This window comes from Pseudomonas sp. FG36 (genome assembly GCF_057809275.1).
On the sequence record NZ_JBMDJQ010000005.1, the window covers coordinates 139,605 to 165,716 of the forward strand.

At 63.5% G+C, this 26,112-nt stretch carries 26 protein-coding genes; 3 read left to right on the forward strand and 23 right to left on the reverse strand.

Annotation, left to right across the window (positions count from 1 at the left end; genetic code table 11):
• Positions 1-29: 29 nt before the first annotated feature.
• Positions 30-848: an alpha/beta fold hydrolase gene (locus tag ACODS9_RS06635; RefSeq protein ID WP_489093548.1), complete on the forward strand. Its 819-nt coding sequence runs from the start codon at positions 30-32 to the stop codon at positions 846-848.
• 37 nt (positions 849-885) lie between these two features.
• On the opposite strand, the gene ACODS9_RS06640 is transcribed toward ACODS9_RS06635, so the two are convergent.
• The 10 genes from ACODS9_RS06640 to ACODS9_RS06685 all read right to left on the reverse strand — a co-directional run bounded on the left by ACODS9_RS06640 (position 886) and on the right by ACODS9_RS06685 (position 9,029).
• Positions 886-1,758: a transporter substrate-binding domain-containing protein gene (locus ACODS9_RS06640; RefSeq protein WP_489093549.1), complete on the reverse strand. Its 873-nt coding sequence runs from the start codon at positions 1,756-1,758 to the stop codon at positions 886-888.
• The gene (locus ACODS9_RS06645) at positions 1,755-2,540 is read right to left on the reverse strand and encodes an amino acid ABC transporter ATP-binding protein (RefSeq protein ID WP_489093550.1); all 786 of its coding nucleotides are present in this window, start codon (positions 2,538-2,540) and stop codon (positions 1,755-1,757) included. The genes ACODS9_RS06640 and ACODS9_RS06645 overlap by 4 nt, the downstream gene beginning before the upstream one ends.
• Complete coding sequence (locus ACODS9_RS06650; RefSeq protein ID WP_094010962.1) at positions 2,537-3,196, reverse strand: amino acid ABC transporter permease; 660 nt, start codon at positions 3,194-3,196, stop codon at positions 2,537-2,539. Before ACODS9_RS06650 ends, ACODS9_RS06645 begins: the two co-directional genes overlap by 4 nt.
• Positions 3,177-3,842: an amino acid ABC transporter permease gene (locus tag ACODS9_RS06655; protein WP_023630800.1), complete on the reverse strand. Its 666-nt coding sequence runs from the start codon at positions 3,840-3,842 to the stop codon at positions 3,177-3,179. Before ACODS9_RS06655 ends, ACODS9_RS06650 begins: the two co-directional genes overlap by 20 nt.
• A 480-nt stretch (positions 3,843-4,322) precedes the next feature.
• Positions 4,323-5,108 (reverse strand): MetQ/NlpA family ABC transporter substrate-binding protein, encoded by a 786-nt coding sequence (locus ACODS9_RS06660; protein ID WP_489093551.1) that lies wholly within the window; start codon positions 5,106-5,108, stop codon positions 4,323-4,325.
• 182 nt (positions 5,109-5,290) lie between these two features.
• Positions 5,291-6,238 (reverse strand): sigma 54-interacting transcriptional regulator, encoded by a 948-nt coding sequence (locus ACODS9_RS06665; RefSeq protein WP_489093552.1) that lies wholly within the window; start codon positions 6,236-6,238, stop codon positions 5,291-5,293.
• A gap of 64 nt (positions 6,239-6,302) precedes the next feature.
• Positions 6,303-6,884 carry an alpha/beta hydrolase gene (locus tag ACODS9_RS06670; RefSeq protein WP_046853749.1) on the reverse strand — a complete coding sequence of 194 codons (582 nt, stop codon included), beginning with the start codon at positions 6,882-6,884 and terminating at the stop codon, positions 6,303-6,305.
• A gap of 194 nt (positions 6,885-7,078) precedes the next feature.
• Positions 7,079-7,480: an ExbD/TolR family protein gene (locus ACODS9_RS06675; RefSeq protein WP_028688526.1), complete on the reverse strand. Its 402-nt coding sequence runs from the start codon at positions 7,478-7,480 to the stop codon at positions 7,079-7,081.
• Between the two features lies 1 nt (position 7,481).
• Positions 7,482-8,204: a MotA/TolQ/ExbB proton channel family protein gene (locus tag ACODS9_RS06680; RefSeq protein WP_489093553.1), complete on the reverse strand. Its 723-nt coding sequence runs from the start codon at positions 8,202-8,204 to the stop codon at positions 7,482-7,484.
• Positions 8,205-8,234: 30 nt separating this feature from the next.
• A complete protein-coding gene (locus ACODS9_RS06685) occupies positions 8,235-9,029 on the reverse strand; it encodes an energy transducer TonB (protein WP_489093554.1) in 795 nt (264 codons plus the stop codon).
• A gap of 458 nt (positions 9,030-9,487) precedes the next feature.
• Between ACODS9_RS06685 and ACODS9_RS06690 the strand changes: the two genes are divergently transcribed.
• On the forward strand, positions 9,488-9,823 hold the full coding sequence (locus ACODS9_RS06690) for a hypothetical protein (RefSeq protein ID WP_489093555.1): 336 nt from the start codon (positions 9,488-9,490) through the stop codon (positions 9,821-9,823).
• A 37-nt stretch (positions 9,824-9,860) separates the two neighbouring features.
• On the opposite strand, the gene ACODS9_RS06695 is transcribed toward ACODS9_RS06690, so the two are convergent.
• The 8 genes from ACODS9_RS06695 to ACODS9_RS06730 all read right to left on the reverse strand — a co-directional run bounded on the left by ACODS9_RS06695 (position 9,861) and on the right by ACODS9_RS06730 (position 19,339).
• Positions 9,861-10,850, reverse strand: a complete 990-nt coding sequence (locus tag ACODS9_RS06695) for a sulfate/molybdate ABC transporter ATP-binding protein (protein WP_008093195.1) — start codon at positions 10,848-10,850, stop codon at positions 9,861-9,863.
• A 3-nt stretch (positions 10,851-10,853) separates the two neighbouring features.
• Positions 10,854-11,726 (reverse strand): sulfate ABC transporter permease subunit CysW, encoded by an 873-nt coding sequence (cysW, locus tag ACODS9_RS06700; protein WP_046853746.1) that lies wholly within the window; start codon positions 11,724-11,726, stop codon positions 10,854-10,856.
• Between the two features lie 13 nt (positions 11,727-11,739).
• Complete coding sequence (cysT, locus tag ACODS9_RS06705; protein ID WP_023629656.1) at positions 11,740-12,558, reverse strand: sulfate ABC transporter permease subunit CysT; 819 nt, start codon at positions 12,556-12,558, stop codon at positions 11,740-11,742.
• 110 nt (positions 12,559-12,668) lie between these two features.
• Positions 12,669-13,676: a sulfate ABC transporter substrate-binding protein gene (locus ACODS9_RS06710; RefSeq protein WP_046853745.1), complete on the reverse strand. Its 1,008-nt coding sequence runs from the start codon at positions 13,674-13,676 to the stop codon at positions 12,669-12,671.
• A gap of 47 nt (positions 13,677-13,723) precedes the next feature.
• Entirely contained in the window at positions 13,724-13,906 is a 183-nt protein-coding gene (gene oscA / locus ACODS9_RS06715; RefSeq protein WP_003258557.1) for a sulfur starvation response protein OscA, read from the reverse strand.
• Between the two features lie 218 nt (positions 13,907-14,124).
• Positions 14,125-17,190, reverse strand: a complete 3,066-nt coding sequence (locus ACODS9_RS06720) for an efflux RND transporter permease subunit (RefSeq protein ID WP_489093556.1) — start codon at positions 17,188-17,190, stop codon at positions 14,125-14,127.
• Positions 17,187-18,254, reverse strand: a complete 1,068-nt coding sequence (locus tag ACODS9_RS06725; protein ID WP_489093557.1) for an efflux RND transporter periplasmic adaptor subunit — start codon at positions 18,252-18,254, stop codon at positions 17,187-17,189. Before ACODS9_RS06725 ends, ACODS9_RS06720 begins: the two co-directional genes overlap by 4 nt.
• Positions 18,251-19,339: an efflux RND transporter periplasmic adaptor subunit gene (locus tag ACODS9_RS06730; protein ID WP_489093558.1), complete on the reverse strand. Its 1,089-nt coding sequence runs from the start codon at positions 19,337-19,339 to the stop codon at positions 18,251-18,253. The genes ACODS9_RS06725 and ACODS9_RS06730 overlap by 4 nt, the downstream gene beginning before the upstream one ends.
• Positions 19,340-19,478: 139 nt before the next feature.
• Here ACODS9_RS06730 and ACODS9_RS06735 point away from each other — a divergent pair, with 139 nt between their 5' ends.
• A complete protein-coding gene (locus ACODS9_RS06735; protein WP_489093559.1) occupies positions 19,479-20,645 on the forward strand; it encodes an AAA family ATPase in 1,167 nt (388 codons plus the stop codon).
• Positions 20,646-20,708: 63 nt separating this feature from the next.
• On the opposite strand, the gene ACODS9_RS06740 is transcribed toward ACODS9_RS06735, so the two are convergent.
• From ACODS9_RS06740 to ACODS9_RS06760, 5 genes are all read right to left on the reverse strand, one after another.
• Complete coding sequence (locus tag ACODS9_RS06740) at positions 20,709-21,602, reverse strand: ABC transporter permease subunit (RefSeq protein ID WP_038707013.1); 894 nt, start codon at positions 21,600-21,602, stop codon at positions 20,709-20,711.
• A complete protein-coding gene (locus tag ACODS9_RS06745; RefSeq protein ID WP_023630467.1) occupies positions 21,599-22,519 on the reverse strand; it encodes an ABC transporter permease subunit in 921 nt (306 codons plus the stop codon). Before ACODS9_RS06745 ends, ACODS9_RS06740 begins: the two co-directional genes overlap by 4 nt.
• Entirely contained in the window at positions 22,516-23,658 is a 1,143-nt protein-coding gene (gene potA, locus ACODS9_RS06750) for a polyamine ABC transporter ATP-binding protein (protein ID WP_046853740.1), read from the reverse strand. Before potA ends, ACODS9_RS06745 begins: the two co-directional genes overlap by 4 nt.
• Before the next feature lie 57 nt (positions 23,659-23,715).
• The gene (locus tag ACODS9_RS06755; protein ID WP_046853739.1) at positions 23,716-24,810 is read right to left on the reverse strand and encodes a polyamine ABC transporter substrate-binding protein; all 1,095 of its coding nucleotides are present in this window, start codon (positions 24,808-24,810) and stop codon (positions 23,716-23,718) included.
• 161 nt (positions 24,811-24,971) lie between these two features.
• On the reverse strand, positions 24,972-26,069 hold the full coding sequence (locus ACODS9_RS06760) for a polyamine ABC transporter substrate-binding protein (protein WP_046853738.1): 1,098 nt from the start codon (positions 26,067-26,069) through the stop codon (positions 24,972-24,974).
• Between the last annotated feature and the right edge of the window lie 43 nt (positions 26,070-26,112).

Consider the following 26,112-nt stretch of genomic DNA (forward strand, 5'->3'; position numbering starts at 1 on the left):
GGCCCTCTCGCAATCCATGAGGTCACGCAATGCAGAAACACTTCATCGAGATCGACGGAGCACGCATGAGCTATGTCGACCAGGGCCAGGGCTTCCCAGTGCTGCTGGGCCACAGCTACCTGTGGTCGTCCGCCATGTGGCAACCGCAGATCGACGCCCTGTCACGGCACTTCCGGGTCATCGTGCCTGAGCTGTGGGGCCACGGCGATTCCGCAGCTCCGCCCGCCAGTACCGTCGACATGGCCGCCCTGGCTCGCCAGCACCTGGCGTTGCTCGATGCCCTGGATATCCAGAAGTGCCACCTGGTCGGGCTGTCGGTTGGCGGCATGTGGGGCGCGCAGCTGGCCATCGACCACCCTGAACGAGTCGACCGCCTGGTGCTGATGGACACCTACCTGGGCGCCGAGCCCGAGGCGACGCGGCTGAAGTATTTCGGTTTGCTGGATGCGGCAAGCAAAGCGGGAGCCTTCATCGACCCGTTGCTGGACGTCGTGGTGCCGATCTTCTTCCATGCCGGAGGGCAAACGGTGCCCGAGGTGCGCGAGTGCTTCCGTGCGGACCTCAAGGCAAGCAGCGCCGAAACCATCCGGGCCAGCTTCGACCCGATGGGCCGGGTGATCTTCGGCCGGCCAGACCTGCTGGCGCGACTCGGTGAGCTGCCGGAAGAGCGGACCATCGTGCTCTGTGGCGACCAGGACATACCAAGGCCACCGGCGGAGTCCGCCGAGATGGCGCAGTTGATTGGATGCCTGGCGGCACAGATTCCATTCGCCGGGCATATCTCCAGCCTGGAGAATCCACAGGTGGTGAATGATTTCCTGCTGAACTGGTTACCGCGCAATTGCTGAGACCGGAGGGGGCCGCTGTGCGGCCCCGTTCAGATAATCAACCCTGCCACTTGCCGCCCTCGACGATCACGCTCTCAGGCTTGGTATCGTCGCTCAGTTCCTTGCGCACGTACTGGTCGTACAGCTTGAGCAGGAACTTCTCCTCGCCGAGCTTGGCCAGTTCGGCGTTCACCCAATCGCGCAACTCGATATTGCCCTTCTTCACCGCCGGGGCGATCGGTGCTTCGTCACCCAACAGCTGTGGCAGCACGCGGTAGCCCGGGTTCTGCTTGGCCCAGCTGAACAGGATCAGGTTGTCCTGGGCATAGGCATCGCCCCGACCGTTGGCCAACGCGGCCAGCGACTCGGTGTTCTTCTCGAACTTGAGCAGTTTCCAGTCCGGGTGGGTCTTGGTCAGCCAGATGTCGGCGGTGGTGCCGGTAGTGACGATGATGGTCTTGTCGGCCAGGTCGTCGAGCTTCTGCACCGGACTGCCGTCGGCGACGATGGCCTGCACCGCCACGCGCAGGTTGGGGTTGGTGAAGTCCACTGCCTCCTTGCGCTCCGGGGTGACTGTCATGTTGGCGAGGATCAGGTCGACCTTGTCGCTCTGCAGGAACGGGATGCGGCTGGCAGGCTCGACCGCGACGAACTCGACCTTGTTCTCGTCGCCCAGCAGGTCCTTGGCGAAGCGCCGGCCGATGTCAGTGTCGAAGCCCACGTAGCGGCCGCTTTCATCGACGAAGCCGAACGGTGGCTTGTCGGTGAACACGCCGACGATCAGCTTGTCGCGGGCCTTAATGGTTTCCAGGTAGCTGCTGGCCGGCGAGGCGGCGGCGGGCTTGGCCGGGTCTTCGGATTTGTTGCAGCCGGCCAGCAGGGCCAGGCCCAGCAATGGCGCGAGCAGTTTGGCGAACGGGGCAGTCTTCATGACAGTTCCTTGTGCAGTGGCTTAGACAGTGTCTTGGGCAGGCTTTCGACGAACGAGAATTTCTCCAGGAACTGCTGCGCGCGTGCGGTCTGCGGTTGAGTGAAGAAGCGCTCAGGGTGGTTCTGTTCAAGGATCCTGCCGGCCTCCATGAACACGATGCGGTCGGCCACCGCGCGGGCGAAGGCCATTTCGTGGGTGACGATGAGCAGGGTCATGCCTTCGCGGGCCAGACCCTGGATCACCTGCAGCACCTCCTTGACCATCTCCGGGTCGAGGGCGGCGGTGACTTCATCGAAGAGCATCACCTGTGGGTTCATGCATAACGACCGGACAATGGCGATGCGTTGCTGCTGGCCACCGGAGAGCTGGCGCGGGAACGCGTCACGCTTGTCCAGCAGCCCTACCCGGGCCAGCAGAGCCTCGGCCTGGGCCTGGGCCTCGTGGCGTTCGCGCTTCTGCACCTTCAGCGGCCCCAGCAGCAAGTTGTCGATCACGCTCATGTGGCCGAACAGGTGGTAGCTCTGGAACACCATGCCGACCCGTTGGCGCACCTGACGCCAGTCGGTGCCGGGGCCGAGCAGCTCCTGGCCGTCGAGGCGCAGGCTGCCGCCCTGGGCCTCTTCCAGGCCGTTGAGGCAGCGCAGCAGGGTGCTCTTGCCGCAGCCGCTGGGGCCGAGGATCACCACCACCTCGCCGGCCTCGACCTCGAGGTCGATGTCTGCAAGCACCTGGTGCTGGCCGAAGAACTTGTTGAAGCCTTGGAATTCGATCAATGGATTCATGCGTGGGCCCAGCGCCGCTCCAGCACGCGGGAGGCGGCTGACAGCGGATAGCAGACAAGAAAGAAGAACAGGAACAGCGCGCCGTAGATCAGCACCGACTCGTAGGTACGTTCGATGATCTGCTGCCCCGCCTTGATCACTTCGACCACGCCGATCAGCACCGCCAGCGAGCTGGTCTTGATGATCCGCGTGTAGATATTGATGGTCGGCGGGGTCATGCGCTTGAGCGCCTGGGGCAGCAGCACATAGGCATACAGCTGCCAGCCGCCCAGGCCGATAGACAACCCCGCCTCGCGCTGACCGCGCGGCAGCGACTGCAAGGCGCCGCGCACCACCTCGCCGACCTCGCTGGCGCCCCACAGGCCCAGCACCAGCACCGCGCACCAGAAGCTGGGGATGCTCAGGCCGAAGAAGATCGGCAAGCCGAAGAACACCAGGTACAGCCAGACCAGCACCGGAATCGCCCGGAACAGTTCCAGGTACACCTGCAGCAGGATGTTCAGCCAACGGCTGCCGAGGGTCGCCAGCACGCCGTAGAGCACGCCGCCCAAGGTGGCGAACAGGATGCCCAGGGCCGAGATCGCCAGGGTCTGCCCGGCGCCCATGGCCAGTTGCGGCAGCGAAACCAGCAGCAGCTCAATGCCCGAACTGGCCATGTTGCAGCCTCCGTTCCAGGTAGCGCAGCAGCAGCGACAGCGGCAGGAAGATCAGCACGCAGAGCAGGGTCAGCACGGCGAGCATTTCGTAGGTCTTGTAGTACAGGGCGATGTAGTTCTTGGTGGTGTAGAGAATCTCCGGCACCGCCACCGCCGAAACCACGGTGGTTTCCTTGAGCAGGAAGACGAAGTTGGCGAACAGCGCCGGCAGGCTGAGGATGCCGGCCTGGGGCAGGATCACATGGCGCAGCAGCTGGCCCTCGGAAAGCCCGATGGAGCGCCCGGACTCCAGTTGCGCCCGCGGTACGGCCTCGACCCCGGCGCGCAGTACCTCGGTGAGGTAGGCGCCGCCCATGAATGTCAGGGTGATGATCGCGGCAGCGAAGCCGGATACCTTCACCCCCAGGCTCGGCAAGGCGAAGTAGACGAAGAACAGCTGGATCAACAGCGGTGTGTTGCGGGCCAGCTCCACGTAGCCCTTGACCAGGCGCCACAGGTACGGCGTGCGCAACACCAGGATCGTCGCGTTGAGCAGCGCCACCAGCAACGAGGTGGCGATTGCGATCGCCCCGACTTGCAAGGTCACGCCAACGGCCTTGAAGAAGGCCGGCAGTGTGCTAAGCATGAAAGCGGTGTCGAAGCTCATGGAAGGGGCCTCGGCACGGTGTCACAAAGGTACGGCATGGGAAGGTCCAGGGTCGGCACGAGGGTTGCTCGGCGTCGTTTCACGAATAGTGGCGCTGTGCCGGTAAGCACGATTTCTAGACTCTAAAGGCATAAAAATATTTTTATAAATATCTTTATTGCATATCTATATCACCGCCCCGTGACGCTCGGAAATTTCCTTCACTAGACGCGGATCTTTCCGAGGATTTTCCCCTCCAAGGGATTTCAAACTGTGACTTGCACGGCCCATCACATTCAACAAGGAAGACAACGATGAACAGCCCCTGCTTGCCTGCCTCGAACGAACAACTGCTGTGGCTCCTGGCGCTACGCCGGGCCCTGGCGACTCAACGCTGAGGCTCGTGCTGCACTGCTCAAAACCGGCCAGCCCGCCATCAGGCCAGCACAAACAAAAACGCCGACGCAAAATGCGTCGGCGTTTTTCGTACCAGGTCGCGTATCAGAACGCCGGCAGTACCGCACCGCTGTATTTCTTCTCGATGAATGCCTTCACTTCCGGGCTGGTCAGCGCCTTGGCCAGCTTCTGGATGGCCGCGCTGTCCTTGTTGTCCGGGCGGGCAACCAGGAAGTTCACGTATGGCGAATCGCTGCCCTCGATCACCAGGGCGTCCTTGGCCGGGTTCAGGCCGGCTTCAAGCGCATAGTTGGTGTTGATCATGTCCAAGTCGACCTGATCCAGCACACGCGGGAGCATGGCCGATTCAAGCTCCTTGAACTTGAGCTTCTTCGGGTTCTCGGCGATGTCCTTCGGCGTGGCCAGGGCGTTCTTCGGATCCTTCAGGGTAATCAGCCCGGCCTTCTGCAGCAGCAGCAGGGCACGGCCACTGTTGCTGCCTTCGTTGGGGATGGCCACGGTCGCGCCGTCCTTCAGGTCGGCCAGGCTCTTGACCTTCTTCGAGTAGCCACCAAACGGTTCGACGTGCACGCCGATCACGGTCTCCAGGTGGGTGCCCTTGCCTTCGTTGAAGTTCTTCAGGTACGGCAGGGTCTGGAAGTAGTTGGCGTCCAGGCGCTTCTGGTCGACCTGCACGTTGGGCTGGACGTAGTCGGTGAAGACCTTGATCTCCAGGTCCACGCCTTCCTTGGCCAGGGTCGGCTTGATCAGTTCGAGGATTTCAGCGTGCGGCACGGGCGTGGCGGCGACCACCAGTTTTTCAGCGGCGTTGGCGAGGCCCGTGAACGACAGGGCGGCAGCCAGGGCGGTGGTCAGCAGGGTCTTTTTCATGGTGATCCTTGTTCTATAGCTGGGCCATCGCAGATGGCGACGTCGGGTGCCCATCCGTTCGGGTGGGCGTGAACCGGACAATACCGATTATTTTTATTCCGTAACAATATCTTTTACTTAGCTGCTTATTCCAAAAACAAATTGCCATCATGACCTTTGGTCATGAGTGACACCCCGCTGCTCTAAGACGGGCTTTCACCCAGTCGCGCCAGGGCTTCGCCCAGCAGCCCACGCAGTTCAGCGAGGGTCTGCGCTTCGCCGCCACGGCGTAGCTGTTCCAGCTGTCGCGCCAGGTTGGCCAGTGGGCGGGTGTCCGGCAGGTCGAGGTGCTCAGGGAGGATTTCATCGCCATCGCTTACCAGTAGGGCGAAGTGAATGACGTTCTCCAACTCGCGGGTATTGCCCGGCCAGGCATGCGCTTCGAGCGCCTGCTGGGCAACCTCGCTGATGAGAGGAACCGGCCGATCGAGGCGCACGCTGTAGATCCCCACGAAGTACTCGGCCAACGGCAGGATATCGCCGACCCGATCACGCAGCGCCGGCAACTCCAGCTCGCCTTCGTGCAGGTAATGGTAGAGCCGCTCGTTGAAACGCCCCGCGCGCACTGCCAGCGCCAGGTCGATGCTGGAAGCGGCCACCAGCCGCACATCGACCGCCTGCGGCTGCGTGGCGCCGACCCGGATCACCTCGCGATTCTCCAGGGCGGCCAACAGCTTGCCCTGGATCGCCAGCGGCAGATCGGCGATCTCGTCCAGATACAACGTGCCGCCATTGGCCGAGCCGAACCATCCGGCGCGACTGCTGGCAGTACCACCCTGGCTACCAGCGCTGTAGCCGAACAGCTCGGCATCGGCATAGGTCGGGCTGATGGCCGCGCAGTTGACCGACACGAACAACCCGCCCCGATCGCTGGCGCGATGAATCTGCCGGGCCAGCAGCTCCTTGCCGGTGCCGGTCTCGCCGCGGATCAGCACCGGCAACGGTTGTGGCGCCAGCCGTTCCAGGGCCTGGCGCAACGCCTGGGAGCGCGGGTCGACGAACACCAGCGCCTTGGCGCGGATGCTCAGCGGGCTCTTGTCCAGTTCGGGGAAGGTCAGCAACGGCTGACCAAATGGGGTGTGAAATGTCATGGAATACTCCCGCCCCGGCCGCAAGCGGTCGAGGGACTCAGCTCAGTCGATGAAAACCTGTGGATCAGGCGCGGCGCAGGGCGCGCTGGTCGACACGGGCCTGCAGCCGGTAGAGATAGGCAAAGCCTTGCTCCCAGCGCTGGTGCCCGGACTTGACGTTGATATGCCCGGCGTTGGCCAGCAGCCCGGCTTCGGCGCCCCAGGCCTGCGCCAGGTACAACGCGCGCGGCACGCTCACCGCCGGGTCGTTGTCGGAGCTGACCACCTGGCTGGGGAACGGCAGGGCCTGCAGGGGAATCGGCGCAAAATTGCGCAGGGCTGGCGCGCAATTCGGCCGCTCGACATCCGCCGGTGCCACCAGCAACGCGCCGCGCACCCTTTGCTGTAGATCAGGGCTAGCCTGGGCGGCCCAATGCGCGACCGTGATGCAGCCGAGGCTATGGGCGATGAGAATCACTGGCGAGCGCTCGGCGGCAATCGCTTGCTCCAGCGCCTGTACCCAATCGCGCCGTTGTGGCGTGAGCCAGTCGCTCTGCTCGACCCGTGCGCTGTTGGGCAGGCTACGCTGCCAGTGACTTTGCCAATGGTTGTCTGGCGATCCTTGCCAGCCCGGCACAATCAGGTAACGAATCGACTCATTGCGCATGGGGACGCCTCCGGAAGTTTGCGTGCTTGGGTGCAAGTATAGGGAGGGGGTTATATTCGTAAAGGAATAAGAAGCTATTTATTAATAACTAAAATACTTATGTGGAAGAGGCTTGATTTCGAGCAATAAAAAAAGGGCCATCCCCTGCCAAGGAAAATGGCCCCTAAGCACTTGCCTGAAGAAGGTATCGCAGGTCAGCGCGCGGTGATCACTGCCAGCTTGCTGATCCCGGCACGCTCGATCGCCGCCATCGCCCGGGCGACCTCGCCGTAGTTCACACCATCGTCGGCCTGCAACTGCACACGCAGCTCGGCGTCCTTGTCCTTGGCAGCCTTGAGGTTGGTCTCCAGCAGGTCGGGCTGGATCTCATCCTTGTTGATGAACAGCTTGCCGCTGCCGTCGATGCTCACCACCAGCGGGTCCTTCTGCTCCACCGGGGCCACGGCCTCGGTCTTGGGCAGGTTGATAGGGATGGCGTTGGTCAGCAACGGCGCGGTGACGATGAACACCACCAACAGCACCAGCATGACGTCCACCAACGGCGTGACGTTGATTTCACTCAACACTTCATCGCTGTCCTGGGTCGAGAAGGCCATCTCAGGACGCCTCCTTCACAGGTTGGGTGAAGCCGGTGTGCTGGCGCTGCACCGCCGGGTGCACCAGCACGCGGAAGGCACTCTTCTGCGCCAGGCTGTAGAAGTCGTGGGCGAAGTCGTCGAGGTCGGCGGCGGTCAGCTTGAGGCGACGGAGGAAGTAGTTGTAGACCAACACCGCCGGTACCGCGACGGCGATACCCACGCCGGTGGCCACCAGTGCCGCGCCGATCGGCCCGGCCACGGTCTCCAGGCTCGCCGAGCCCGCCGCGCTGATGCCCTTGAGCGCCTCCATGATGCCCCACACCGTGCCGAACAGGCCGATGAAGGGAGAAGTGCTGCCGATACTGGCCACTACCGCCAGGCCGGTTTCCAGCGAACGACGCTCGCGGACGATCTGCTGGCGCAGGGCGCGCTCCAGGCGGTCCTGGTGGTTGATGGCCTGGCTCAAATCGTTAGCGTGACCAGGCTCGCCAACCGCGATCGCCGCAAAGCCCGCCTGGGCGACACGGGCAGCCGGGCCTGGCAGATCGTGGGCCGGCTCGGCGGCAGAGTCGAGGCTGGACGCGGCCCAGAACTGCGTGTGGAAGCGCTTGTCCTGGTTCTTCAGGCGCACGAACTGCACGACCTTGACCAGGGCCAGCGCCCAGGTGGCGACGGAGAAGCCGACCAGCAGCCAGATGACCGCGCCTTCAACGGATTCGAGGGGAGATGCCAACAAGCTCATGATGAAGTCCTTCCTGTGTGCGCTCGCAAGTTAACGAAGCTTGAAATCGATCGGTACGCTGACCCAACCCACCTGGGCCACCTCGCCCTGCTTGGCCGGGACGAAGCTCCAGCGTTTCACCGCGGCTAGCGCGGCGGCGTCCAGGGCGTCGCGGCCGCTGCTCTTCTGGATCTGGATCTGCCCTGGCTTGCCACTGGGCAGCACCTCGACGCGCAGCAGCACGGTGCCCTCCCAGCCACGGCGCTGGGCCATCTGCGGATATTCCGGCGCCGGGTTCTTGAGGTACGCGGCGTTGGCCGAGGCTGGCGTCACCGGGGCCGGGGCGGGTGGCGCAGGCGGAGCCGGCGCGGCCACGGGCGTAGGCGTGGGTGGCGGCGCTTCGACCGGTTTCGGCTGCGGTTTTGGCTGTGGCTTGGCCACAGGCTTGGGCACGACTTTCGGCTTGGGCTTTGGCTTGGCAGCCAACTCGTCGACCACCGGCGGTGGCGGTTCGACCACAGGCGCTGCCGGGACTGGTGGCGGCGGCTCGACGACTGGCGGCGCGGGCGCGGCGAACTCGATGGTCATGGGCGGAATCTGCGGCGGCACGATGGGCAACGCCGGGGTCGGTGCCTGGTTGATCCAGTAGGCGACGGCACCGTGCAGGGCCAGCACCAGCAGCACCAACGCCAGCTTGTCGCGTCGTTTGAGGCCGCTCAGCGGCGTGCGTTGCAGGCGTAACTGGCCAAGCGGCAGGCGTAGCGTGCGTCCGAGCTCGACCAGGTCACCCGATGCCGGGTGCCATGGCTGCTCAAAGGCCCTGACGGCCGTCTGGACATTACCCATTGCTAGAAACTCCTGGGGTGTTGATTCAGGTGTGTGGCTGAATCATCGACGGCAGGGGCATAGGTCATAAAGTAATGTTTAAGGTTAATGTTATAGCTTTTTTATCTATCTAGTTTGTCGGGTCCGCCGCAGGCCCCAGCTCCCAAGGCCTCTAGCCGGGCCGGATGGTCGAGATGCCGGAAAGGCATGAAAAATATGCTCGAATGGCATGTTTGCGATTGGCGCAATCGCGGGGCAAGCCCGCTCCCACGGTATGTCTCTGAACAATGTTTCTGCTCGTGGGAGCGGGCTTGCCCCGCGATTACGTCCGCCCGGGCAACAAAAACCGGGATCAGGCACGGCTTCTCGATTCCTATCCCGTCGCTCAGCGACGAATGCTGTCAACTGGTATTTTTGCCAGCAGAAGCAAGCACGGTCGCAGTGCTAGTGTCATGACCTGACTCCTGGGAGATCCCATCATGAAAAAGCAACTCCAATTCGTCTTCATTAGCGGCCTCATGGCGCTTGCGACGTCTGCACTCGCCGAAACTGTGCAGACTCAAGAGGCCGTGGCAATGGTCAACACAACAGAGCACGCTGTTGAAGTCCGGAACAATTCGGCCAACTCCATCACGATCGCAATCCCAGGCCAACCACAGGTTGAGGTCGCGCCGAAAAGTGTTCAACCCTTGACCGCCCTCGACCTGAAGAAACAGCTCCGCATCAAGGCAGCCGATTCCGGACTCAAGTACATCACCTTGATCGAGTACAACGGCCAAGGGTGCAAGACAAAACTTTGCCTGATCGTTCAATGAAAAAAGCCCGAGCGCGTGCTCGGGCTTGTTTTCCAGTTTAGATATCCGCCACCTTCTGCCACACCTTCGGCCGGAAGAACAACGTCTCGCCCCGCGCCAACCCGGTCAGGCTGTCGTGATCCTTGACCACTTCAGCCTCGATCAGCTCGCTCTGCCCTTCCACCTTCAGGGTCACCCGGGTGGTCGCACCCAGCGGGCGGATATCGCGGACCTCGGCAGCATGATGGCCTTCGGTCTCATGACGCGACAGCGACACCTCGTGCGGGCGGAACAGCACATGGTGGCCTTCGCTGAGCGCCAGGCGGTTGGAGTCACCCAGGAAGTGGTAGACAAAGTCGTTGGCCGGCTTCTCGTACACCTCCCCCGGCGAGCCGATCTGCTCGATCACGCCCTTGTTCATCACCACAATGCGGTCGGCGACTTCCATGGCCTCTTCCTGGTCGTGGGTAACGAAAACCGAGGTCAGGTTGATATCCTCGTGCAGCCGCGCCAGCCAGCGGCGCAGTTCCTTGCGCACCTTGGCATCCAGCGCCCCGAACGGTTCGTCGAGCAGCAATACCTTGGGCTCCACCGCCAGGGCACGGGCCAGGGCGATACGCTGGCGCTGGCCGCCGGACAGCTGCTCGGGGTAGCGATCGGACAACCAGTCGAGCTGCACCATGTTCAGCAGCTCGTGGACCTTCTCGGCGATCTTGCTCTCGCTCGGGCGCTCGCCCTTGGGTTTCATGCGCAGGCCGAAGGCGACGTTGTCGAACACGCTCATATGGCGGAACAGCGCGTAGTGCTGGAACACGAAGCCGACGTTGCGATCACGCACGTCGTGCCCGGACACGTCTTCACCATGGAACACGATGCTGCCGTCATCCGGGGTTTCAAGGCCGGCGATGATGCGCAGCAGGGTGGTCTTGCCGCAGCCCGACGGGCCAAGCAGGGCAACCAGCTCGCCGCTGTGGATGTCCAGGTTGATGTTGTCCAGGGCCTGGAAGCTGTTGAAGCGCTTGCTGACGTTACGAACTTCGATCGACATGAATCATTCCTCCGCGGCGCTGTGGCGCAGGCGGTTAATACGGTTCTCGCTCCACTGCTTGAGCAGCAGGATGAAGAGCGCCAGGATCAGCAGCAGGCTGGCCACGCTGAAGGCCGCGACATGGTTGTACTCGTTGTAGAGGATCTCCACGTGCAGCGGCAAGGTGTTGGTGACGCCACGAATATGCCCGGACACCACCGATACCGCGCCGAACTCGCCCATGGCCCGGGCGGTGCACAGCACCACGCCGTAGATCAGGCCCCATTTGATGTTCGGCAGCGTGACGTGCCAGAACATCTGCCAGCCGTTGGCCCCGAGCAGGCGCGCGGCCTCCTCTTCCTGGGTGCCCTGCTCCTGCATCAGCGGGATCAGTTCACGGGCGACGAACGGCACGGTGACGAAGATGGTCGCCAGGACGATGCCCGGCAGGGCGAAGACGATCTGGATGTCGTGGTCCTGCAGCCACGGGCCGAACAGGCCCTGGGCGCCGAACATCAGCACGTAGACCAGGCCGGCGATCACCGGAGACACCGAGAACGGCAGGTCGATCAGAGTCACCAGGATACTTTTGCCACGGAAGCTGTACTTGCTCACGCACCAGGCGGCGCTGACCCCGAACAGCAGGTTCAGCGGCACCGAAATGGCCACCGCCAGCAGGGTGAGCTTGAGCGCAGACAACGCATCGGCCTCGAAGATCGCCTCGAAGAAGGTGCCGAAGCCGTTTTTCAGGGCTTGGGACACCACGATCACCAGCGGCAAGGCCAGGAACAGCGCAAAGACGATCCAGGCCAGGGTGATCAGCACGCGGCGCGAAGTGGCACTGCCACGCCGGGCGGCGTTGGCGGCGGCGGTCGCGCCAAGGGTTGATGAAGACATTAGCGGGCCTCCTTCAAGGGGTTTCGATGCGCCGCTGCAGCAAGTTGATCAGCAGCAGCAGGATGAAGGAAACCACCAGCATCAACACGCCGATGGCGGTGGCGCCGGTGTAGTCGTACTGGTCGAGCTTGACCATGATCAGCAACGGCAGGATCTCGGTCTTCATCGGCATGTTGCCGGCGATGAAGATCACCGAACCGTACTCGCCAACGCCACGGGCGAAGGCCAGGGCGAAGCCGGTCAGCCACGCCGGCAGCAACGCCGGCGCCAGCACGTGGCGGAACACCTGCAAAGGTTTCGCGCCCAGGCAGGCAGCGGCCTCTTCCACCTCACGCGGGATGTCTGCCAGCACTGGCTGCACCGTGCGCACCACGAACGGCAGGGTGACGAACGTCAGCGCCAGGGTGATGCCCAGTGGGGTGTAGGCGATCTTGAAGCCAAGATCCGTGGCGAACTGGCCGACCCAGCCCGCAGGGGCGTACAAGGCGGTCAAGGCGATGCCAGCCACGGCGGTGGGCAGGGCGAACGGCAGGTCGATCATCGCGTCGATGACCTTGCGCCCGGGGAAGGTATAGCGCACCAGCACCCAGGCCAGCAGGGTGCCGATCACGCCGTTGATGATGGCGGCGAACAGGGCGGTGCCGAAACTCAGCTTCAGCGCGGCGATGACCCGCGGCGCGCTGACGATGTTCCAGAACTGCTCCCAGGTGAGCTGCGAGGCATGGATGAACATGGCCGCCAGCGGTATCAGCACGATCAGGCTGAGGTACACCAAGGTGTAGCCCAGCGTCAGCCCGAAGCCGGGTATGACGGGGGAAATGCGACGTGACATAAAGGTCCCTGGTTGAACGCACGAAGCCCGGGAGTCATCCCGGGCCGGTGCAGGCTACTGAAGGGTTTTGTTTGTGGGGCTGCTGCGCAGCCCCGCTTGTTCATTGCCGATCACTGTGCCTGATAAATCTGGTCGAACACACCGCCATCGTTGAAGAACTTCGGCTGCGCAGTCTTCCAGCCACCGAAGTCCTTGTCGATGGTCACCAGGTCCAGTTTCGGGAACTGCTTGCCGAATTCGGCGGCGACCTTCGCGTCACGCGGACGGTAGAAGTTTTCCGCGGCGATCTTCTGGCCAGCCGGGCTGTACAGATGCTTGAGGTATTCCTCGGCGATCTTCTCGTTGCCCTTCTTCTCGGCGTTCTTGTCGACCACCGCCACCGGTGGCTCGGCCAGGATCGACAGCGATGGGACGACGATTTCGAACTTGTCGCTGCCACCGTCTTCCTTCAGCGCCAGGAAGGCTTCGTTTTCCCACGCCAGCAGCACATCGCCCTGGCCGTTGTTGACGAAGGTGATGGTCGAGCCACGCGCGCCGGTATCGAGCACCGGCACGTGCTTGAACAGCTCCTGCACGTAGGCCTTGGCCTTGTCTTCACTGCCGCCGGTCTTCAGGCCGTAGGCCCAGGCGGCGAGGAAGTTCCAGCGGGCGCCGCCGGAGGTCTTTGGATTGGGCGTGATCACCGAGACGTCCTTCTTGATCAGGTCGCCCCAGTCCTTGATGCCTTTCGGGTTGCCCTTGCGCACCAGGAACACGATGGTCGAGGTGTACGGCGTGCTGGCGTCCGGCAGGCGCTTCTGCCAGTCCTCCGGCAGGGTCTTGCCGAGCTTGGCGATCTCGTCGATGTCGCCGGCCAGGGCCAGGGTCACCACGTCGGCACGCAGGCCGTCGATGACCGCGCGGCCCTGCTTGCCCGAACCACCGTGGGACTGCTGGATCTTCACCTTGTCGCCGGGGTTGGCGGCTTGCCAATGCTTGATGAACTCGGCGTTGTACTGCTGGTACAGCTCGCGGGTCGGGTCATAGGACACGTTCAGCAATTCGTAGTCCTTGGCGATCGCGGAACCGGCAAAAACGGCACTGGCCAGGGCGGCAAGCGCATAACGGCGGATGGACATGGTGAAGCTCCCGATTGGCATTTTTCTAGTTTTGAAGGGGTGCGGTGTCAGCCGGTCTTGTTGCCGGGCTGCTGCAGGCGGAACTTCTCCTTGCGTTCAATCTGCACCACCTGGGCGTTGTGCACGGTGATCTCCACCGCGCCAAAGCGCAGGTCGCGCAGGGCACTCTGGATTTCACGCAGAATGGTGGCTTCGTCCTGACCGTCGATGCTGCGCAGAGATGCACTCATGCTCGTTCTCCTGTGAGTAAGGGAGCCGGGCAGAGGTTTTGAAGGGGATTTGCGCCTGGCTTGAGGGCAATACTAGTGAGGCGCGGATATTCTTAAAAATACTGTTTAAGAATGTTTATATAACTACTCTGTAGGAGCGGATTTATCCGCGATGTGGATACCGCCATATCCTGCACGGGCTGCGCCCGTGATCGCGGATGAATCCGCTCCTACAAGTATCAATGCGCTTTCGGGGTCTTGTTTTCCGGCTCGCGGATCTTGTACCAGGCCACGTACAGCGCCGGCAGGAACAACAGCGTCAGCAACGTTGCGCTGATGATGCCGCCGATCATGGCGTAGGCCATCGGCCCCCAGAACACTTCCCGGGCAATCGGGATCATGCCCAGGCTTGCCGCCGCCGCTGTCAGCAGGATCGGCCGGCGGCGATGGTTGGTCGCCTCCACCACCGCGTCCCAGGGGGTGTAGCCCTGCTCCTCGAATTCGTCGATCTGGGTCACCAGGATCACCGAGTTGCGGATGATGATCCCGGCCAGGGCGAGGATGCCGAGGATCGCCACGAAGCCCATGGGCGTGCCCGTGGGCACCAGGGCCAGCACCACGCCGATCAGCCCCAGCGGCGCGACGCTGACCACCAGGAACAGCTTCTGCACGCTGTGCAGCTGGATCATCAGGAAGGTCGCCATGAGGAACAGCATCAACGGAATCACATCGGCGATCGGCCCCTGGGCCTTGCCGCTCTCCTCCACCGTACCGCCGGTGGCCACGCCGTAGCCGGGCGGCAGCTTGCCGGCGAACTCATCGATCTTCGGCTTGAGCTGGGCCACCAGGTTGGTCGGCTGGATATCGCCGACCACCGAGGCCTTGATGGTGATGGTCGGCTTGCGGTCGCGCCGCCATACCAATGGCTGCTCCAGTTCGTAGCGCACAGTGGCGAACGCCAGCAGGGGAATCGACACTCCGCTGGGGCTGACGATCTGCAGGTTCTGCAGGGTGTCGGGCGAACCCCGCTCGCTGTCTTCGGCACGGGCGATGACGTCGACCAGGTAGATGTTGTCGTTGACCTGGGTGACCGGCACGCCGCTGACGATGCTGTTCATCACATTGGCCACGTCTTCGGACGAAAGCCCCAGCTGACGCGCCTTGTCCTGGGCAATCTCAATGCGCAGCACCTTACCGGGCTCGTTCCAGTCGTACATCATGTCGCCGATATGCTCGTTGCCGTCGAGCACCGTGGCCAGTTCGATGGCATAGCGGCGCACCTGGTCGATGTCCTTGCCACTGACCCGGTACTGGATCGGCCGGCCCACCGGCGGGCCCATTTCCAGCGACTGCACGTTGCTGCCGATGCCGACGAAGTCCTCGCGCAGCAGTTTCTGCAGGCGCTCGATCATGCCCTGGCGCTCTTCGAAGCCCTTGCTGACGATCACCAGCTGGGCGTAATAGGGGTTCTGCAATTGCTGGTCGAGGGGCAGGTAGAAGCGGATCGCGCCCTGGCCGATGTAAGTGCTCCAGCGCACCAGGTCGGGGTCGTCCTTGATCTTCGCCTCCAGGCGATCCACCACCTTGCGCGTTTCCTCGATCGAGGCGTTCTGCGGCAGGTCGAGATCGACCAGGATCTCCGGGCGGTCCGAGGATGGGAAGAACTGGTTCTGCACGAAGCGCATGCCCACCACCGAGAGTGCGAACAGCACGATGGTGCCGATCACCGTCACCCAGCGGTGGCGCATGCACCACAGCAGGCCATGTTCGAACGCCCGGCCCACCCGCCCAGGTTCGGCCTCGTGGGGCTTGAGCTTTTCGCTGCTGAGGATATGCACGCCCAGCACCGGGGCGAAGAACACCGCCACCACCCACGACACCAGCAGCGCCACGGCGATCACCGCGAACAATGTATAGGTGTATTCACCGGCCGAGCTGGCATTGAGGCCGATCGGCACGAAACCGGCCACGGTCACCAGGGTGCCGGTCAGCATGGGGAAGGCCGTCGAGGTGTAGGCGAAGGTCGCCGCCTGCTCTTTCGTCTCGCCCATTTCCAGGCGCGTGACCATTACCTCCACGGTGATCATCGCGTCATCCACCAGCAGGCCCAGGGCAATGATCAGCGCACCCAGTGAAATCCGCTGCATGGTGATGTCGCTGTACTCCATGAACACGAACACCATGGCCAGCACCAGCGGGATCGAGCAGGCCACCACCAACCCGGCACGCACGCCCAGGCTGACGAAGCTCACCACCAGCACGATCACCACGGCTTCGAACAAGGCACTGGTGAAGCCGCCAACCGCCTGCTTGACCACCACTGCCTGGTCGGACACGGTGTGCACGCCGACCCCGACCGGCAGTTCGCTGACGATGCTGTCCATCTTCTTCTTCAGCGCAGCGCCGAACACCTCGATGTTGCCGCCGGCCTTCATGCCGATGGCCAGGCCGATGGCGGGCTGGCCGTTGTAGCGGAAGATCGGCGACGGTGGGTCGACATAGCCGCGCTCGATGTCGGCGATATCGGCCAGGCGGAAGAAGCGGTCGTTGATGCGCAGGTTGACCGTCTCCAGGTCTTTCTCCGAGGCGAACTGCCCGGTGGTGCGCACCGAGATACGCTCGGGGCCGGCTTCGATCACCCCCGCCGGGGTCACCGCGTTCTGCGATTTCAGCGCCTCCATGACCTGCCGCTGGTCGATGCCCAAGGCGGCCAGCTTGCGGGTGGAGAAGTTCAGGTAGAGCACTTCGTCCTGGGTGCCGATCAGCTCGATCTTGCCGATGTTGTGCACCTCGCGCACCTCGGCGCGGGCCTGTTCCACATAGTCGCGTAGCTGGCGCAGGTTCAGGCCATCGGAGGTGAAAGCGTAGATCGAGCCGAACACGTCACCGAACTCGTCGTTGAAGCCCGGCCCTTGCACGCCCTGCGGGAACTGGCCACGGATGTCCTGGATCTTCTTGCGCACCTGGTACCAGATGTCCGGGATGTCCTTGGCCTTGGTGGTATCGAGCAGGTACACGTAGACCGTCGATTCGCCGGGGCGGGTATAGCTTTTCACGTAGTCGAGCGAGTCGAGCTCCTCGAGCTTCTTCTCGATCCGGTCGGTGATCTGGTACAGCGTCTCGTCCTGGGTCGCGCCGGGCCAGCGGGTCTGGATCACCATGGTCTTGATGGTGAAGGACGGATCCTCCTCTCGACCCAGGTTGAAGTAGGAAAAGATCCCCATCAGCAGGCCGACGAACATCAGGTACCAGACGAAGGACTGGTGCTTGAGCGCCCATTCGGAGAGGTTGAAGCTTCCTTTCATCGTGCGTCCTCGTCGAAGATGACCTTCTGGCCAGGCTTGAGGCTGTTCACGCCGGCGGTGACGACGCGCTCGCCGGGTTGCACACCGGAGGACAGGATGATGCTGTCAGGGCCACGCTCCGCCAGGGTGACGTCACGGGTGGCCACGGTCTTGCCCTGCGGGTCGACCACCCAGACCTGGGTCTTGCCATCGCGTTCGAGCAGCGCGGAAATCGGCAACTGGCTGCGCGGCGTCAGCGCCGAGGTCAGGGTGACGCTGATCGCGGTCCCCAGGTGGAAAGCGTCCGGGGTGCTGGCCAGGGTCAGGCGGGCGCGGCGGGTACGGGTGGTGGCATCGGCCTGGGGCTCCAGCTCGCGCAAGGTGGCGGTGGTGTTGATGCTCGGGTCGAGCTGCGAGGCGACGGTGAAGGTGAGGTCGCGGCGCAGTTGCTCGGCCAAGGCGATCGGCAGGTCGATCACCGCTTCCTTCACGTCCGGGCGCGCCAGGGTGACCACGGCCTGGCCGGCGCTGACGGTCTGCCCGGCCTCGGCCTGCCAGGCGGTGATCACCGCAGCATGGTCGCTACGCAGGGTGCTGTAGTCGAGCTGGTCGCGGGCCTGGCTGAGCGCCGAGCGCGCTTGCTCCAGCGACGCGCCGGTGGTCTTCAGGTTGGTCTGGGCGATGTCCAGCTGAGCTTGGGCGCCGACTCCGCGGTCATACAGCTGTTGCTGGCGACGGGCATCGGCCTGGGCATTGATCCACTGCGCCTGCACCCGCGCAAGGTCGCCTTCGGCGGCACGCAGCTGGTTCTGCTGGTCGGTCGGATCGAGGGTGGCCAAAGTGTCGCCCGGCTTGACCTGGGCCCCGACATCCAGCCAGCGCCGGGCGATGCGGCCAGACACGCGGAAACCCAAGGTGCTCTCGAAACGTGCCTGGATGTTGCCGGCAAAACGCCCAAGCTGCGCTTGCACCTGGGGCTCGACCACGGTCGACAGCACCGGGCGCACGGGTTCGGGCTGGACGTCCTCGCCGCCACAGGCAGCCAGCAAAAGACAGGCAGACAATATCGGTAGCAACGGCCTCATGGCGCGACTCCCCCGCTTCTGGCGTCGACCTTCTCGACCTGAATGCCTGGGTTCAACAGCTGGCCACCACTGACCACCACCACCTCACCGGCCTCGAGACCCTCGCTGATCACCACTTTGCCGGTCAGGTAGCGCGCCACCTGGACCTTGCGCAGTTGCGCCTTGTCACCCTCGCTAACCACCCACACGGCGGGCTCGCTCAGCGCCTTGGTCAGGGCAGACCAGGGCAGCTCGACGCTCGGTTTGCCGTGTGCGCTGGCCGAAACGGTCACCGGCGCGCCCAGGGCCATGCCCTTGGGCACATCGCGCAGGGCCACCTTTACCTGCACCGTGCCACTCTGGGCCGAGACCGTCGGGGTGATCTCGCGCACATGGCCCTGGGCGGTGATGGTGGGGTTGTCGATCATGCTGACCGTCAGGTCCCTCTCGCTGCTGGGCGCCACCAGCAGCGATTCGTAGACATTGAACACCGCGTCGCGGTCGCCATCGACGGCCAGGCTGAAGATCGGCATGGTCGCCTGCACCACCTGGCCGACCTCGGCCTGGCGCGCAGTGATCACGCCGTCGGCCTCCGACACCAATGCCGTGTAGCTCAATTGCTCGTTGGCGTTGGCCAGCTGCGCCTGGGCGGCCTTGAGCGCGCTCTGGCTGCTGCGCAGCGCGGCTTCGGCGGAGTCGTACTCGCTCTGGCTGGTGTAGCCCTTGGGCAGGAGCTTCTGCTGGCGCACGAACGCGGCGCTGGTCTGGGTGACCCGGGCCTGTTCGGCGAACACTTCGGCCTTGGCCGAGTCGACGTTGTTCTGCAGGTCCTTGGGGTCCAGGCGCGCCAGTACCTGGTTGGCCTTGACGTGGTCCCCGACATCGACGCTGCGGGCGATGATCTTGCCGCCCACGCGGAACGACAAGTCGGTCTGCACCCGCGCCTGCACGTCACCGGTCAGGGTGACCCGGGCGGCAAAATCGGTGGGCTGCACCTGTTGCACCGCGACCCGGGGCAACACCTGGCCGACCTCCTCCTTGCCACAGCCCGAAAGCATGAACAGCAGCCCCAGGCAAACGACCAGCGGCGCACGCTCTAGCGTCATGCAGGCTCCTTGCTTCTCTCAGGTGAAAGGGATGCGTTTGAAAGCGTAGATCAGGGATCGACAAACGGCATTGGCCAGGGTTCAACAAAGCGAGGCGGGATCGGCGATACTGCCGTCCGACCGCTCAAGGATGCCGCCTATGCTCACCACCCTGGCCATTGCCAACTACCGCTCGATCAACCAGCTGGTGCTGCCGCTGGGGCGGCTGAACGTGATTACCGGTGCCAATGGCAGTGGCAAGTCCAACCTGTACAAGGCCTTGCGCCTGCTGGCAGAGACCGCGCGCGGCGGCGTGGTCAATGCGCTGGCTGCCGAGGGCGGGCTGGAGTCGACCTTCTGGGCCGGCCCCGAGAAGCTCACCCGGCGCATGCTCAATGGCGAGGTGCCAGTGGAAGGCGGGCCACGCCAGCAAGCCCGGCGGCTGAAGATGGGCTTTGCCAGCGAAGACTTCGGCTACGCGATCAGCCTCGGCCTGCCCGAACCCAGCCGGTCGCAGTTCGCCCTGGATCCGCAGATCAAGCAGGAGACGATCTGGGCCGGCCCCCTGTGCCGACCCGCCAGCCAGCTGGTGCAGCGCAACGCGGGGATGGTCAAGGCCCGCGACGGGCGCCAATGGCAGGTGCTGCACCAGCACATGACCGAGTTCGACAGCCTGTTCGACCAGATCGGCAGTCTCCAGGGTTCCCCCGAGGTGCCGCACCTGCGCGAGCAGATCCGCAGCTGGCGCTTCTACGACCATTTCCGTACCGATGCCGAAGCGCCCGCCCGACAATCGCGGCTGGGAACGCGCACGCCGGTGCTGCATCACGATGGCCGCGACCTCGCCGCCGCCCTGCAGACCATCGACGAGATCGGTGACCTGCAGGCCCTGCAGGATGCAGTGAGCGACGCTTTTCCCGGCGCCCGGCTTGCGGTCGACGCCCAGCCCGGCGGCCTGTTCGGCCTGCGCTTCCACCAGGCCGGGCTGCTGCGGCCGCTGAGCGCTGCCGAGCTGTCCGACGGGACCTTGCGCTACCTGTTGCTGGTGGCTGCCCTGCTCACGCCGCGCCCTCCGAGCATGATGGTGCTCAACGAGCCGGAGACCAGCCTGCACCCGGACTTGTTGCCGGCACTGGCACGCCTGATCCGCCGCGCGGCGCGAGAATGTCAGGTATGGGTGGTGTCGCACGCGCCGCGGCTGGTGGCGGCCCTGGAGGAGGATGCCGAGTGTAACTCGATCCACCTGGAGAAGACCTTGGGGCAGACCGGTATCGTCGGGCAGGGCATGCTGGATGAACCGGCCTGGAACTGGCCGGACCAGGGCTGAAAAGACCGCGGGGCAAGACGCATCTGCACACCGGCGATGCGACTTGCCCCGCGATGCGTTGGCTCAGGCCTGCGCGGCGGCCTGGGCTGGACGACGTACCTGCGGCTGCGAGACGTTCGCCGCGGCGCCCTCCTCGATGGCCTGCTGGATCGCCCGACGACGACGCTCCTCGGCCTGGCGGCTGAAGTACCAGACCATGAAGGTCACCAGCGACACCGACAGCAGGATCAGGCTGGCCACGGCGTTGATCTCCGGCTTCACGCCCAGGCGCACGGCCGAGAACACTTCCATCGGCAGGGTGGTCGAGCCAGGACCGGAGACGAAGCTGGCCAGCACCAGGTCATCCAGCGACAGGGCGAACGACATCATGCCGCCCGCCGCCAACGACGGTGCGATCATCGGGATGGTGATCAGGAAGAACACTTTCCACGGCTTGGCGCCCAGGTCCATGGCCGCCTCCTCGATGGACAGGTCCAGCTCGCGCAGGCGCGCCGACACCACCACCGCCACATAGGCGGCGCAGAACGTGGTGTGGGCGATCCAGATGGTGACGATGCCGCGCTCCTGCGGCCAGCCGATCATCTGCGCCATGGCCACGAACAGCAGCAACAGCGACAGACCGGTGATCACCTCGGGCATCACCAGCGGCGCGGTGACCAGGCCACCGAACAGCGTGCGGCCCTTGAAGCGGGTGACCCGGGTCAGCACGAAGGCCGCCAGGGTGCCCAGCGCCACCGCGGCGACCGCCGTGTAGCAGGCGATCTCCAGCGAGCGCATCACCGAACCCATCAGCTGGGTGTTGTCGAGCAGGCCGACGTACCACTTCACCGACCAACCGCCCCATACCGTCACCAGCTTGGAGGCGTTGAACGAGTAGATCACCAGGATCAGCATCGGCAGGTAGATGAACAGCAAGCCGAGCACCAGCATCAGCTTGGAGAAACTGAAGCGTTTCATGCGCGGCCCTCCATCTCTTTGGCCTGGCTGCGGTTGAACAGCAGGATCGGTACGATCAGGATCGCCAGCATCACTACCGCCAGCGCGGATGCCACCGGCCAGTCACGGTTGTTGAAGAACTCTTGCCACAGCACTTTACCGATCATCAGGGTTTCCGGGCCGCCGAGCAGTTCAGGAATCACGAACTCGCCCACCACCGGGATGAACACCAGCATGCAGCCGGCGATTATGCCGTTCTTCGACAGCGGCACGGTGATCTTCCAGAAGCTGTTGAAGGTGCTCGAACCAAGGTCCGATGCAGCTTCCAGCAGGCTTTCGTCGTGCTTCACCAGGTTGGCGTACAGCGGCAGGATCATGAACGGCAGGTACGAATAGACCACGCCGATATACACCGCCAGGTTGGTGTTGAGGATCTGCAGCGGTTGGTCGATCAGCCCCAGCCACAGCAGGAAGCTGTTGAGCAGGCCGTTGTTGCTGAGGATGCCCATCCAGGCGTAGACGCGGATCAGGATCGCAGTCCAGGTCGGCATCATGATCAGCAGCAGCAGGACGGTCTGTGACTCTTTCCTGGCCTTGGAGATGGCGTAGGCCATCGGGTAGCCGATCAGCAGGCAGAGCAAGGTGCTGAAGAAGGCGACCTTGAGCGAGCCGAGGTAGGCCGCGATGTACAGCTCGTCCTCGGTCAGCAGGCCATAGTTGGCCAGGTTCAGCACCAGCTGGACCTTGCCTTCCAGGTAGGTGTAGATCTCGGTGTACGGCGGGATGGCCACATCGGCTTCGGCAAAGCTGATCTTCAGGACGATGAAGAACGGCAGCATGAAGAACAGGAACAGCCAGATGAACGGCACGCCGATCACCAGGTGCCGCCCCTCCGGGACAAGGCGCTGGAAGGCTCGCTTGAGCTTGCGGATTTTCATGACCGCAGTACCACGCCGCTGTCGTCTTCCCACCACACGTAGACTTCGTCATCCCAGGTCGGGCGGGTGCCCTGGCGCTCGGCGTTGGCGACGAACGACTGGACGATCTTGCCGCTGGGCAGCTCGACGTAGAACACCGAGTGGCCGCCGAGGTAGGCGATGTCGTGGACCTTGCCGCGCGACCAGTTGTGCTCGCAGGTCGGCTGCTCGGTGGTGACCAGCAGCTTCTCGGGGCGCAAGGCGTAGGTGATGTGCTTGTCCTCGACCGAGGTGGTGACACCGTGGCCGACGTAGATCTTGCGCTCCAGCTCCGGGCTGGCGATGACCGCATGGCCTTCGGCATCGTCGACCACTTCGCCTTCGAACAGGTTGACGTTGCCGATGAACTCGCAGACCAGGCGGCTGGTCGGGGTTTCATAGATATCGATCGGGCTGCCGATCTGGGCGATCCAGCCCAGGTGCATGATGGCGATGCGCTGGGCCATCGTCATGGCCTCTTCCTGGTCGTGGGTCACCATCACGCAGGTCACGCCCACGCGCTCGATGATCTCCACCAGCTCCAGTTGCATCTGCGAGCGCAGTTTCTTGTCCAGCGCGCCCATCGGCTCGTCGAGCAGCAGCAGCTTGGGACGCTTGGCCAGCGAACGGGCCAGGGCCACGCGCTGGCGCTGGCCACCGGACAGCTGGTGCGGCTTGCGCTTGGCGTACTGGGTCATGTGCACCAGCTTGAGCATCTCGGCCACGCGGGCGTCGATCTCGGCCTTGGGCATCTTGTCCTGCTGCAGGCCGAAGGCGATGTTCTGCGCCACGGTCATGTGCGGGAACAGTGCGTAGGACTGGAACATCATGTTGATCGGCCGCTCGTAGGGCGGCATGTCGGTGATGTCGACGCCATCGAGGAAGATCCGCCCTTCGGTCGGACGCTCGAAACCGGCCAGCATGCGCAGCAAGGTGGACTTGCCGGAACCGGAGCCGCCCAGCAGGGCGAAGATCTCGCCCTTGCGGATTTCCAGGGACACATCGTCCACGGCTACCGTTTCGTCGAACTTTTTCGTGACCCGGTCGATCTTGACCAGCACCTGCTTGGGTTGCTGGCCACCCTCGAGGGCTTTCTTATAGGCACCGGAGGCAACTGCCATGAGTGAAACTCCCAACAAGATTTGTGTGCCCGCCGCTGCGCTGGCGGGCCTGGATTGTTACTTGCCCGACTTGACCTTGGTCCAGCTGCGGGTCATCAAACGTTGCACCTTGGGTGGCAACTCGGCGTTGACGAACATCTTGTCCAGCACTTCCTGCGGTGGGTAAACCGCGGCGTCAGTCCTCACGGCCTGGTCCATCAGGTCGCCAGCCTTGGGGTTCGGGTTGGCGTAACCGACGTAATCACTGACCTGGGCGATAACCTCAGGTTTCAGCAAATAGTTGATGAAGGCATGGGCCTCCTTGACGTTGCTGGCGTCCTTGGGAATCGCCAGCACATCGAACCAGAGGTTGCCGCCTTCCTTGGGGATGGCGTAGGCCAGCTTCACGCCCTTCTTCGCCTCTTCGGCACGGGCCTTGGCCTGGAACACGTCGCCGGAGAAACCGGCGGCCACGCAGATGTCGCCGTTGGCGAGATCGGTGATGTATTTCGAAGAATGGAAGTAAGTCACGTAGGGACGCACGGCCAGCAGTTTCTTCTCTGCATCGGCGTAGTCCTTGGGGTTGCTGCTGTTGGGGTCGCGGCCCATGTAGTTGAGCACCGCCGGCAGCATCTCGTCGGCGGAGTCGAGGAAGGCCACACCGCACTTGCTGAGTTTCTTCATGTTCTCAGGCTCGAACAGCACCGCCCAGGAATCGATCTTGTCGGTGCCCAGCGCCGCCTTGACCTTCTCGACGTTGTAGCCGATGCCATTGGTGCCCCACAGGTAGGGGACGGCGTACTGGTTGCCCGGGTCGTTCTTCTCCAGGCGCTTCATCAGCGCCGGGTCGAGGTTCGCATAATTGGGCAGCAGGTCGCGGTCGAGCTTCTGGAACGCGCCCGCCTTGATCTGCTTGCCGAGGAAATGGTTGGACGGCACGACCACGTCATAGCCGGTGCGCCCGGCCAGCAGCTTGCCTTCCAGCGTCTCGTTGCTGTCGAAGACGTCGTATTTGGGCTCGATCCCGGTTTCCTTCTGGAAATCGGCGAGCGTGGTGGGGCCGACATAGTCGGACCAGTTGTAGATGTGCACCGTGGGCGCCGCTTGGACGCTGCAAGCCAGCGTCAGACCCGCTCCGGCCATCAAGGCCTGGCGAAAAACAGAAATAGACAAGTGGGTGGTCCTCACAATCAGTGCCTTTGCGGGCAGTAAACCTCGGCCGCACACGCAAAACCGGCGCGCAACTTACCTTCACGGCGTGGATGCCGCAAACTTATTTGCCTTTACTGGCCTCTGGGCCGGAAAAGCCCGGCCCAGAGGTTGCCGCATCGGGCTTACTTGCCCGACTTGATCTTGGTCCAGCTGCGGGTGATCTCGCGCTGGGCGGTCTTCTCTGGCGCCTTGATCGCGTAGAGCTGCGCCTTCACTTCCTCGGAAGGGTAGATCGCCGCATCGCTGGTAATGTCCTTGTCGACGAACTCGGTGGCTGCCTTGTTACCGTTCGGGAAACGCACGGCGTTGGTAATACCGGCCATCACTTTCGGCTGCAGCAGGTATTCCATGAACTTGTAGGCGGCGTCGACGTTCTCGGCATCTTTCGGGATGGCGACCATGTCATAGAAGGTACCGGCACCTTCCTTCGGAATGACATAGCTCAGCTTGACCTTGTCGCCGGCCTCGTGGGCACGGGCCTTGGACTGCTCCAGGTCACCCGAGTAGCCCACGGCCACGCAGATGTTGCCGTTGGCCAGGTCCGAGATGTACTTGGAAGAGTGGAAGTAGGTGATCGAAGGGCGGATTTTCAGGAACAGGTCCTCGGCCGCCTTCAGGTCTTCCTTCTTGGTGCTGTCGCTCGGTTTGCCCAGGTAATGCAGCGCGGCCGGGATCATCTCTGTCGGCGCATCGAGGAAGCTCACGCCGCAGCTCTTGAGCTTGGCGATATTCTCTGGCTTGAACACCACGTCCCAAGAGTCGATCTTGTCGATGCCCAGCGCGGCCTTGACCTTCTCCGGGTTGTAGCCGATGCCGATGGAGCCCCACATGTAGGGGAAGGCGAACTTGTTGCCCGGGTCGCTGGCATCGCCGACCGCCTTGAGCAGGGCCGGGTCGAGGTTTTTCCAGCTCGGCAGCTTGGAGCGGTCCAGCTCCTGGTAGACGCCAGCCTTGATCTGCTTGGCCAGGAAGTTGTTGGACGGCACGACGATGTCGTAACCCGACTTGCCCGCCAGCAGCTTGGCTTCAAGGGTCTCGTTGCTGTCGAAGACGTCGTAGACGACCTTGATGCCGGTCTCTTTCTCGAAGTTGGCCACGGTGTCCGGGGCGATATAGTCCGACCAGTTGTAGACGTGCAGCACCTTGTCGTCAGCCTGAACAGCGGTGGCCATGGCACCCATAAGGGCGGCGGCCAGCAGCGTCTTGCCCAATTTCTTCATGCGTAATGCTCCAGAATTTATTATCAAGCCATCTGTTCAGCAG

What these genes read in the sequence shown, in the direction of transcription:
- ACODS9_RS06655 (WP_023630800.1), bottom strand. Translation starts at nt 3,842, where the DNA reads ATGAGCTTCGACACCGCTTTCATGCTTAGCACACTGCCGGCCTTCTTC.
- ACODS9_RS06635 (WP_489093548.1), top strand. Translation starts at nt 30, where the DNA reads ATGCAGAAACACTTCATCGAGATCGACGGAGCACGCATGAGCTATGTC.
- oscA (WP_003258557.1), bottom strand. Translation starts at nt 13,906, where the DNA reads ATGAGTGCATCTCTGCGCAGCATCGACGGTCAGGACGAAGCCACCATT.
- ACODS9_RS06670 (WP_046853749.1), bottom strand. Translation starts at nt 6,884, where the DNA reads ATGCGCAATGAGTCGATTCGTTACCTGATTGTGCCGGGCTGGCAAGGA.
- ACODS9_RS06730 (WP_489093558.1), bottom strand. Translation starts at nt 19,339, where the DNA reads ATGACGCTAGAGCGTGCGCCGCTGGTCGTTTGCCTGGGGCTGCTGTTC.
- ACODS9_RS06695 (WP_008093195.1), bottom strand. Translation starts at nt 10,850, where the DNA reads ATGTCGATCGAAGTTCGTAACGTCAGCAAGCGCTTCAACAGCTTCCAG.
- ACODS9_RS06690 (WP_489093555.1), top strand. Translation starts at nt 9,488, where the DNA reads ATGAAAAAGCAACTCCAATTCGTCTTCATTAGCGGCCTCATGGCGCTT.
- potA (WP_046853740.1), bottom strand. Translation starts at nt 23,658, where the DNA reads ATGGCAGTTGCCTCCGGTGCCTATAAGAAAGCCCTCGAGGGTGGCCAG.
- ACODS9_RS06720 (WP_489093556.1), bottom strand. Translation starts at nt 17,190, where the DNA reads ATGAAAGGAAGCTTCAACCTCTCCGAATGGGCGCTCAAGCACCAGTCC.
- ACODS9_RS06685 (WP_489093554.1), bottom strand. Translation starts at nt 9,029, where the DNA reads ATGGGTAATGTCCAGACGGCCGTCAGGGCCTTTGAGCAGCCATGGCAC.
- ACODS9_RS06745 (WP_023630467.1), bottom strand. Translation starts at nt 22,519, where the DNA reads ATGAAAATCCGCAAGCTCAAGCGAGCCTTCCAGCGCCTTGTCCCGGAG.
- ACODS9_RS06650 (WP_094010962.1), bottom strand. Translation starts at nt 3,196, where the DNA reads ATGGCCAGTTCGGGCATTGAGCTGCTGCTGGTTTCGCTGCCGCAACTG.
- ACODS9_RS06640 (WP_489093549.1), bottom strand. Translation starts at nt 1,758, where the DNA reads ATGAAGACTGCCCCGTTCGCCAAACTGCTCGCGCCATTGCTGGGCCTG.
- ACODS9_RS06740 (WP_038707013.1), bottom strand. Translation starts at nt 21,602, where the DNA reads ATGAAACGCTTCAGTTTCTCCAAGCTGATGCTGGTGCTCGGCTTGCTG.
- ACODS9_RS06665 (WP_489093552.1), bottom strand. Translation starts at nt 6,238, where the DNA reads ATGACATTTCACACCCCATTTGGTCAGCCGTTGCTGACCTTCCCCGAA.
- ACODS9_RS06725 (WP_489093557.1), bottom strand. Translation starts at nt 18,254, where the DNA reads ATGAGGCCGTTGCTACCGATATTGTCTGCCTGTCTTTTGCTGGCTGCC.
- cysT (WP_023629656.1), bottom strand. Translation starts at nt 12,558, where the DNA reads ATGTCACGTCGCATTTCCCCCGTCATACCCGGCTTCGGGCTGACGCTG.
- ACODS9_RS06735 (WP_489093559.1), top strand. Translation starts at nt 19,479, where the DNA reads ATGCTCACCACCCTGGCCATTGCCAACTACCGCTCGATCAACCAGCTG.
- ACODS9_RS06760 (WP_046853738.1), bottom strand. Translation starts at nt 26,069, where the DNA reads ATGAAGAAATTGGGCAAGACGCTGCTGGCCGCCGCCCTTATGGGTGCC.
- ACODS9_RS06680 (WP_489093553.1), bottom strand. Translation starts at nt 8,204, where the DNA reads ATGAGCTTGTTGGCATCTCCCCTCGAATCCGTTGAAGGCGCGGTCATC.
- ACODS9_RS06645 (WP_489093550.1), bottom strand. Translation starts at nt 2,540, where the DNA reads ATGAATCCATTGATCGAATTCCAAGGCTTCAACAAGTTCTTCGGCCAG.
- ACODS9_RS06710 (WP_046853745.1), bottom strand. Translation starts at nt 13,676, where the DNA reads ATGTCCATCCGCCGTTATGCGCTTGCCGCCCTGGCCAGTGCCGTTTTT.
- cysW (WP_046853746.1), bottom strand. Translation starts at nt 11,726, where the DNA reads ATGTCTTCATCAACCCTTGGCGCGACCGCCGCCGCCAACGCCGCCCGG.
- ACODS9_RS06660 (WP_489093551.1), bottom strand. Translation starts at nt 5,108, where the DNA reads ATGAAAAAGACCCTGCTGACCACCGCCCTGGCTGCCGCCCTGTCGTTC.
- ACODS9_RS06675 (WP_028688526.1), bottom strand. Translation starts at nt 7,480, where the DNA reads ATGGCCTTCTCGACCCAGGACAGCGATGAAGTGTTGAGTGAAATCAAC.